Here is an 8,878-nt window from a genome sequence, read left to right as displayed (position 1 = left end):
ATCAGGCCCATCAGCATGCGGATGGTGGTGGTCTTGCCGGAGCCGTTGGGGCCGAGGAAGCCGAAGACGCTGCCCGCCGGGACGGTCAGGTCCAGACCGTCCACGGCGAGCTGTCCGCCCCGGTACCGCTTGGTGAGGCTGCGCGTGGCGATGGCGGGCGCGGTCTCGTCCCCGGTGGCGGACGCTGGCTCCATCGGTCCCCTTCGTGTGTCGGGCGGCTCCGGCGGGGCGGACTACTTGTCCGCGTCGGCCGCCTTGACCAGGGCGTCCTTGGTGACCGCGCCCGCGTAGACCTTGCCGTCGTCGGTGATCAGGGCGTTGACCAGGCGGGTGGAGAAGACGGTGCCCTTGCCGAAGCCGCCGGAGACCTGGTCGCCCAGCGAGCCGAGGAAGCCGCCCGTCGCGCCGCCCTGCTGGGACGTCTTGTCCCCCTCGGCGCCGGTGTCGAACTTGGCGATGGTGGTCCAGCCCTCGCCGATGGTGTCGGCGCCGCTCAGACCGCCCGGCGCGAACTGCCCGCCGAAGCCGGGGGTGTGCTCGTCCTTGCCCGGCTTCTCCTCGGTCACCTTGGCGCCCTTGGGCGGGCGGAAGTCGAAGGTGGAGGCGGGCGGGGCGGCGAAGGAGATCTTGGTGAAGCCCGCGTCGAGGACGGGCGCGCCGCCGCTCTTCGGGGTGAGGGTGAACTTCAGCGGCAGGCCGGTCCTGGCGTCGACGCCGATGGTGACGTCACGGACGGTGGAGCCGGACTGCTTGGGCTTGATCACGAGCTGGTAGGCATCCCGGCCGGCGATGCGGGCGGTGCCGTCGACGGTGACCGAGGTGGTGGAGTCGACCGACTTCAGCGCCTCCTCGGCGAAGTCGTCGGGCGTGGCGCTCGGCCGGTGCTCGCGCTTCTCGCCGGTGTGCTGGGCGGTCGTGTGGAAGACCTCGTTGCTCGCGCTGTCGTAGCCCCACACGTCCTTGTCGTGGTGGATGAGGCTGTACTCGGCGTCGCGCTCCAGCAGCGAGACCTTCTGCTTCTCGGGGCCGTCGGCGGCCACGCGCAGGGTGTGGGTGCCGGACGCCAGCTCGGTGAGCTTGGTCCGCGGGTCGGCGGAGGAGTCCTCGTGGCCGGAGCCCATGCCGCCCTGGAGGCTGCCGAGGTCGGGCAGGCCGAGGTCGGTGCTGATCTTCACGGTGCCGGACATCCGCTGGACGTCGGACTTGGCGATCTTCTCGACGAGCTGCTGCGCGGTGATCTTCGGCAGGTCCGGGTCGCCGGAGGCGGCGAGCGCCGGAACCAGCCCGATGGTGGCGGCCGCGACACCCACCACCGCGACGGGCACGACGTACCGGGCGGCCTTGCGGCGTCCGGTACGCGGGTCCTCGTCGGGGCCGGTGCCGGTCGCGTGGTCGGATTCGTACGGTGCCATGTCTGCCTTACCTCCGTCGTCGGCGGCGGCTGCGCTCGATGGGTCCACCTGAGCCGCCATTCTCACCCGGATCGGTGAGGAGTGGTGGTTTCCCTGGTTCCCATCACACCAATACGACAGTCCTCGTACGTCAGCCCACGGAGCCAACTCGGCGTACACCTGCGGTATGACGTACGGACCGGGCGCCCGCACCGACCCGTAGGGGTCGCACGAGCGCCCGCACGCGCCAGGCCCTGCCGGACGGGCCCTAGCCCGCCCGGTGCACCACGGCGTCGCACAGTTCGATCAGGGCCGACTTGGCGGTGCAGTCCTTCAGCGGGGCGAGGGCCGCGCGGGCCTCCTCCGCGTACCGGACCGCGTCGCGGCGGGCCTGGTCCAGCGCGGGGTGGGCGCGCAGGGCGGTGAGCGCCTCGGCGAGCCGGGCGTCGTCGCTGAGGTCGGAGTCCAGCAGCTCGCACAGCGCGAGGTCGGCGGGCTCGCCGAGCCGGGCGGCGCGCTCGCGCAGCCGGAGCACGGGCAGCGTGGGCACGCCCTCGCGCAGATCGGTGCCGGGGGTCTTGCCGGACTCGTCGGAGTCGGAGGCGATGTCCAGCACGTCGTCGGCGAGCTGGAAGGCGACACCGAGCCGCTCGCCGTACTGGGTGAGCACGTCGACCACGCTCTCGTCGGCGCCCGACATCATGGCGCCGAACCGGCAGGACACGGCGACCAGCGAGCCCGTCTTGCCGGAGAGCACGTCGAGGTAGTGCTCGACCGGGTCGCGGCCGTCCTGGGGACCCGCGGTCTCCATTATCTGGCCGGTGACGAGGCGCTCGAAGGCGAGGGCCTGCACCCGGACGGCCTCAGGGCCGAGATCGGCGAGTATCTGCGTCGCGCGGGCGAAGAGGAAGTCACCGGTGAGCACCGCGACCGAGTTGCCCCAGCGGGTGTTGGCGCTGGCCACGCCGCGCCGCACGGCCGCCTCGTCCATGACGTCGTCGTGGTAGAGCGTGGCCAGGTGGGTCAGCTCGACGACGACGGCCGAGGGGATGACACGCGGGGCGTGCCCGTCGCCGAACTGGGCGGACAGCAGCACGAGCAGCGGACGGAACCGCTTGCCGCCGGCCCGCACCAGGTGCTGGGCGGACCCGGTGATGAAGGGGACGTCGCTCTTGGTGGCCTCTAGCAGGCCCGCCTCGACAGCCGCCAGTCCGGCCTGGACATCGGCTTCCAGTGCCTGGTCCCGCACGCTCAGCCCGAACGGCCCGACGACGGTCACGAGGTTCTCCTGTCTGCTGGTGTCTGCTGGCGACTTCACGGCTTGTCGATAGGTCGCTGCCATCAGTCAAGTCAGCGTATCCGGTCCTCTTTCGATCACCGATCGCACCCACCGGTCCAGCTCGTGAGGTATCGGATTTCGTCCGGCATGTACCGGATGGGTGGACAACGGTCGGTATAGGGGGAGTCGGTCGGACGATCCGACACTCCGGGGGTCACACCGGGCCAACGAACGGGAGAGTGCGAGAGGTTCCGCCTTCGGGGGACCGACACTCCCTAATACGCACAGACGGCCCAAATCCACATAATCCCCCATGTCTTATTTTGCGTATTTTGCGATTCCGTGAGTTGGCTCACGCGACCGCCCAGTCGCGCGTACCCCGCCAGACCCCCCTCTCACCCCCTTCTTACCGTGCGCGGTACGGAAGTTGAGGATTGGCGGGCGCAAAGGATCAAGTGGGCCATTTGGGACAGACCAAGGTCAACTAGCGCTTTGGGTGAATCCGGTGCTTGTTCCGGACATGTGCGGTCGCATACGTTCCCGCCCTGTCAGGCGAACGCCGAATCCTGCCGCGCCTGGCACACCCACTCACGAACTCATTCGTACGGCAGGAGCGGGGGACCCAGGTAAGCCGCCGGACCGGCGCGACCCATGTCGCGCCGGGACGGCTCGGGGTGAAGCCGTCATCGTCCCCGGTGTCCGACGGGCACCGGGGGCGACGCGGCCGGGCACCTCCCCGCCCGAACCCGACAGCTCACCTCGCAGGCGACGGAGAGGAAACACCGACATGTCTGCTGCTGCTCAGCCGCGCCGTGCCCGCACCAAGCGCCTCGTCCGCACGCTCGCCGTCGCCGGTACCGGTGCCGCGATGTTCGCACTCCCCGTCATCGGCGCCACCAGCGCCTCCGCAGCCCCGGCCGCCAAGCCCGCCGCCGCCTCCGCCGTGTACCCGAACAACCTCGACGGCTGGATCCGCCAGTCCCTGGCGATCATGGCCGAGAAGGGCATCCCGGGCACCTACAACGGCATCCACCGCAACGTGATGCGCGAGTCCTCGGGCAACCCGCTGGCCATCAACAACTGGGACATCAACGCCATCAACGGCACCCCGTCCAAGGGCCTGCTCCAGGTGATCGACCCGACCTTCCGTACGTACCACGTCGCCGGCACGTCCTTCGACCCGTACAACCCGGTCGCCAACATCACCGCCGCCTGCAACTACGCGTACCACCGCTACGGCTCGATCGACAACGTCAACAGCGCGTACTGAGCCCCCCGCACGATCACTGTGCACCACGGCCCCCGTCGCACGCCTCGCGCGTGCGGCGGGGGCCGTCGGCGTCAGGGGGTGAACAGACGCTCCAGGACGACGGCCACTCCGTCGTCCTCGTTGGAGAGGGTCACCTCGTCGGCCACCGCCTTCAGTTCCGGGTGGGCGCCGGCCATGGCGACGCCGTGGGCCGCCCACTGGAACATCGGGATGTCGTTCGGCATGTCGCCGAAGGCGACGGCGTCGGCGCGGCCGAGGCCCAGGTGCTCGGCGGCCAGCGCGAGGCCGGTCGCCTTGGTGATGCCGCACGGCTGCAGCTCGACCGTGCCGGGTCCCGACATGGTGACCGTGGCCAGCGAACCGACGACCGAGCGGGCGGTGGCCGCCAGTTCGTCGTCGGAGAGCCGGTCGTGGCGCAGCAGCACCTTGCTGATCGGCGCCCGCCAGAGCTGCTCGCGCCGCTCCACCCGTACGGCGGGCAGGGTCGGGTGCGGCATCCGGTAGCCGGACTCGATCAGGGTGAGCCCGTCCACGCCGTCCTGGTCGGCGGCCGCGTGCACCTGGCCGACCTCGGCCTCGATCTTGCCGAGCGCGGTCTCGGCCAGCTCCCGGTCCAGCCGGACCGACCACAGCAGGGTGCCGGTGGCGGCGTCGTACACCTGGGCACCCTGCGCGCACACCGCGAGCCCCGAACCGCCGAGCGCGGCCAGCAGGGGGCGTACGCGGGGCGCGGGGCGGCCCGTCACCACCAGGTGCCGGGCACCGGCGCGGGCCGCCTCCGCGAGCGCGGCGAGCGACCTGGCGGAGACCGTGTCGTCGCCGCGCAGCAGCGTCCCGTCCAGGTCGGTGGCGATGAGCGAGGGACGGGAGAGAGGGGAGGGTGCGGCCATGATCAGAGAATACGGATCACCGGCGCTCCCGACTCACCCCGCGCACACCGGAGTTGGCGCGTCGCTCAGCTCCGCGCGCCGTGTGCCGCGGCCAGGTGTTTCGCCAGCCTCGGGGAGGCGAATTCCGTACCGCACACGAAGCGCATCACCGGGCCGTACGAGGCGGCGGCGGGCAGGCCGGTGAAGTAGAGGCCGGGCAGCGAGGAGACGTAGCCGGGGCCCAGGCGCGGCGCGCCCCGCGTGACCGCCAGGTCCGTGCGCAGGCCGGGGCCGAGGAAGTCCAGCGCGGCCAGGTCGACCCGGTAGCCGGTGGCCGCGATGACGTGGTCGGCGGTGAGCCGGTCGGTGCGTCCGCCGTGGGTGCGCACGGTGAGCACCGGCGCGCCGTCCACCGCCTCGGCGGACACCACCCGAGCCACCTCCCTCACCTGCACCCGGCCCTCGAAGCGCTCCCGCAGCCACCAGGCGCCGAGCGGGCCGAGCACCCGGCGGACCAGATGGTGCCGGACGCTCTCGGGCAGGAAGCGGTAGGGCTGGGCGTGGTAACTGAGCGCCCACAGCGACCAGGCGCGGCCGAACGGCGACTCGGGACGGAACCTCGGCTGCTCCCAGGGCGGCGCGCCGAAGGCGACCTTCCCCCGGCCGCGCGAGACGACCCGTACGCGGGCGCCCGCCTCGGCGGCGAGCGCGGCGGTCTCCAGCGCGGACTGGCCGGCGCCGACGACGATCAGCTCCTTGCCCGCGAAGCGGCCCAGGTCGTGGTGGAGGGAGCTGTGCGTGACCAGCGCGGGGCCGCCGAAGGCCGCTCCGGCCAGCTCGGGCGGCAGGTGGGCGAAGCCGGAGAGCCCGGTGGCGACCACCACCGCGCGGGCGGCGAACTGCTCCCCGGAGTCCAGCTTCAGCTCGAACCCGCCGGGCCGCCCCCGCTCCACCGACACCACCCGGACCTGCTCGAGGTCCGGCACCAAACGCTGCCGGAACCACTCCCCGTAGGCGATGAAGGTCTCCGCCGGGATGATGTCCTCGTCGGTGACCAGCCGCCGGACGCCCGCCGCGTCGCAGTAGTCGGCGAGCGTGTGGCCGGGCTGCGGGCAGTCGAGGTTCGAGGCGGCCGGGGTGGACTTCAGCAGCATCCCCTCCGGCATGTGCGCGCGCCAGCTCACCATGGGGTCGCCGAAGACCCGTACGGGGATGCCGCGCGCCCGCAGATGGGCGGCGGTGGACAGGCCGTACGGCCCGGCCCCGATGACTGCAACCGGTCGGATCACGAAGTCCCTCCCCAGGACGCGGTACGCCACGTGTGTGGCCTTGCCTACTTCGTGGAGTGCGAGGTGCCGCCGCCCCGGCGGCTGGTGCGCCAGAGCTGGTAGAGGTGCTTGGCGCCGGGGCGGCCGAAGCGGGCGAGCATCGTGAGGAACGGCATCGGGTCGTCGCCCGCGAGCCACGCCAGCTCCGTGCCCTCGGCCCGCGCGGGGGCGGACGGCGTGGTGTAGCCGCTGCGCCGGTAGGCGAGCCAAGCGGGCAGGTCGATGTTCTCCACGACGAACCGCCGCCCGGCCCGCTGCTCCCCCTCGGGGACGGCCCGGCCGGTGAGGTTCAGGTGCAGGGCCCGTACGACGTCCACGCCCGACTCGCTCTCGAAGAGCCGGAACTGGGCGCCCATGCGGGGGTTGAAGTCCAGCAGCTTGTACTGGCCGTCACGGCGGTCGAAACGCAGGTCGAGGTCGACGACCCCGGCGAAGCCGAGCTGCTTCACGAACCGGGTCGCCAGGTCCGCGAGTTCGGGGTTGTCGACCACGTACGCGTGGGCCGTCATGCCCGCGTGCGGGGGCCAGGAGCGGACCTTGACGCCGGTGAAGACGGCGAGCGGGTTGGCGTCCGCGTCGAAGCAGGCGTGCACGATCCAGTCCTCGGCCGCCTCCCTCGGCAGGTACTCCTGGAGGATCACACCGGGGTCGTCGCCCCAGTCGCGGGCCAGGGCCAGCAGACCGGCGCGACTGCCGATCCGGGTGGTGCCGCCGACGGCCGGGCGGCTGCGCCGGACGAACGCCTCCCGGTTCTTGGCCACCACCGGGAACAGCGCCTCGTCCGCGAAGGCCACGACCTGGTCGTACGAGGTCGGGAAGACGGTCGTGGGGCTGGCGACGCCGTGCTCCTCGCACAGCTCGTGCAGCCCCTGCTTGCTGGCCAGCCGCCTCGGCAGGGCCGGGTCGACGGGCGGGAAGAGGAAGGCACCGGACAGCTCGTCCTGGTGCTCGGCGATCAGTACGGCGGCTTCCTCGTCGGTCGGGATCAGGACCGTCGGCCGGCCGATCCGGCGCCCGATCCGGCGCAGCCCCTCGACCAGGTGCTCCGGCTCCTCCGCGCCGGTCGTCGGCCAGACGAACGCCCGCTCCAGATACCGGGAGGCGGCGGCCGGGGTGTACGGATCCTCGGTGATGGCGTACATCGGCACCCCCAGCCGGCCCAGGCTGCGGATCGCGCCGACTCCGCCGTGGTGCAGCGGATATCCGCCGAACTTGACTATCAGGCCCGGTACTTCGCGGTCCGCCTCGATGGGCGCGCCAAAGCGTCTTCCGGCCACGGGTCCCCCCACGTGTCCCCCCTTTGGACCGGACCCACCCCGTCCGTGTCCCCCGAAGGACGCTAAGCCGGAACACATCCCTCCGACAAGTGCTATTCGGACATTGCGAACTCTTTAGACACGGCCCCCACCGGCCGCCGCCCCTGCCCAACACACCGGTTCCGGCCGTAACGTGTGGCCCGACGCTATGGATCATCAACCCAGGCCGACGCGGATGAGAGTGAGGCAGCACCCCATGCCCCCCGTGCCACCCTTCGACGTTCCCGAGGGCGACCCCTTCGGTCCGCACAACCTTCCCTATGGCGTGTTCTCGCCCGCCGGCAGCACCGACGGCGCCGGTCGCCGGGTCGGTGTCCGGCTCGGCGACCATGTGCTGGACGCGGGCGCCGCCGCTCGCGCGCTGGGCTTCCCGCACGCGGACCCGCTCTCCGCGCCCAGCCTCAACCCGCTGCTGGCCACCGGGCCCGCCGTCTGGTCCGAGGTGCGCGCGGCGCTCACCGAGTGGGTCACGCGGCCCGCGCACCGGGCGGCCGTCGAGCCCCACTTCCACGAGCTTTCGCAGGTCACGCTGCACCTGCCCTTTGAGGTGGCCGACTACGTCGACTTCTACGCCTCCGAGCACCACGCCCGGAACGTCGGCCAGATCTTCCGCCCCGACTCCCCCGACCCGCTCACTCCCAACTGGAAGCATCTGCCCATCGGTTACCACGGCCGCGCGGGCACGGTCGTGGTCTCCGGCACCGATGTGGTCCGCCCCTCCGGCCAGCGCAAGGCCCCCGCCGACCCGGCGCCGGTCTTCGGGCCCTCCGTCCGGCTGGACATCGAGGCGGAGGTCGGCTTCGTGGTGGGCGTGCCCTCCGCGCAGGGCACCGCGGTCCCGCTGACCGGGTTCCGGGACCACGTCTTCGGGTTGTGCCTGCTCAACGACTGGTCCGCGCGGGACATCCAGGCGTGGGAGTACGTCCCCCTCGGGCCCTTCCTCGGCAAGTCCTTCGCCACCTCGGTCTCGGCGTGGATCACCCCGCTGGCCGCCCTGGAGGAGGCGCGGGTGACCCCGCCCGAGCGCACCCACCCGCTGCTGCCCTACCTCGACGACTCCGCGCCCGGCGTCGGGCCCGGCGGCTACGACCTGCGGATCTCCGTCGCCGTCAACGGCCAGGTGGTGGCCGAGCCGCCCTTCTCCACCATGTACTGGACCGCCGCCCAGCAGCTCGCCCACCTCACGGTGAACGGGGCCTCGCTGCGCACCGGCGATCTCTACGCCTCCGGCACGGTCAGCGGACCGGAGGAGGGGCAGCGTGGGTCGCTGCTGGAGCTGACCTGGAACGGGCGGGACCCGCTCGAACTCCCGGACGGCAAGCGGGCGTTCCTGGAGGACGGGGACGTGGTGACCCTCACGGCGTGGGCGCCGGGGAAGGACGGGGGGCGGATCGGGCTCGGGGAGGTCGAGGGGCGGATCGTCAG

The 8,878-nt window shown here is 72.1% G+C and carries 8 protein-coding genes; 2 read left to right on the top strand and 6 right to left on the bottom strand.

All coding sequences use genetic code 11. From position 1 onward, the window contains the following. From CCN33_RS24885 to CCN33_RS24875, 3 genes are all read right to left on the bottom strand, one after another. A partial coding sequence (locus tag CCN33_RS24885) for an ATP-binding cassette domain-containing protein (RefSeq protein WP_140394660.1) occupies window positions 1-194 on the bottom strand: 194 nt, incomplete at its 3' end. 39 nt (window positions 195-233) lie between these two features. Then, a complete protein-coding gene (locus CCN33_RS24880) occupies window positions 234-1,412 on the bottom strand; it encodes a LolA family protein (protein ID WP_086695718.1) in 1,179 nt (392 codons plus the stop codon). A 247-nt stretch (window positions 1,413-1,659) separates the two neighbouring features. Continuing rightward, entirely contained in the window at window positions 1,660-2,670 is a 1,011-nt protein-coding gene (locus CCN33_RS24875; protein WP_086695717.1) for a polyprenyl synthetase family protein, read from the bottom strand. 787 nt (window positions 2,671-3,457) lie between these two features. Here CCN33_RS24875 and CCN33_RS24870 point away from each other — a divergent pair. Next, a complete protein-coding gene (locus CCN33_RS24870; protein ID WP_086695716.1) occupies window positions 3,458-3,940 on the top strand; it encodes a transglycosylase SLT domain-containing protein in 483 nt (160 codons plus the stop codon). 71 nt (window positions 3,941-4,011) lie between these two features. On the opposite strand, the gene CCN33_RS24865 is transcribed toward CCN33_RS24870, so the two are convergent. From CCN33_RS24865 to CCN33_RS24855, 3 genes are all read right to left on the bottom strand, one after another. After that, on the bottom strand, window positions 4,012-4,830 hold the full coding sequence (locus CCN33_RS24865) for an HAD family hydrolase (protein ID WP_086695715.1): 819 nt from the start codon (window positions 4,828-4,830) through the stop codon (window positions 4,012-4,014). A 65-nt stretch (window positions 4,831-4,895) separates the two neighbouring features. Continuing rightward, window positions 4,896-6,098 carry an FAD-dependent oxidoreductase gene (locus tag CCN33_RS24860; protein WP_086695720.1) on the bottom strand — a complete coding sequence of 401 codons (1,203 nt, stop codon included), beginning with the start codon at window positions 6,096-6,098 and terminating at the stop codon, window positions 4,896-4,898. A 44-nt stretch (window positions 6,099-6,142) separates the two neighbouring features. Next, window positions 6,143-7,426 (bottom strand): carboxylate--amine ligase, encoded by a 1,284-nt coding sequence (locus CCN33_RS24855; RefSeq protein ID WP_244173929.1) that lies wholly within the window; start codon window positions 7,424-7,426, stop codon window positions 6,143-6,145. Between the two features lie 232 nt (window positions 7,427-7,658). On the opposite strand from CCN33_RS24855, the gene fahA reads away from it, so the two are divergent. Next, window positions 7,659-8,878 (top strand): fumarylacetoacetase (fahA, locus tag CCN33_RS24850; protein WP_086695719.1); only part of this gene is annotated, 1,220 nt, incomplete at its 3' end.

It is taken from the genome of Streptomyces recifensis, assembly GCF_002154615.1.
Lineage (GTDB): Bacteria > Actinomycetota > Actinomycetes > Streptomycetales > Streptomycetaceae > Streptomyces > Streptomyces griseoluteus.
This window is presented reverse-complemented; position numbering and strand designations above follow the sequence as displayed.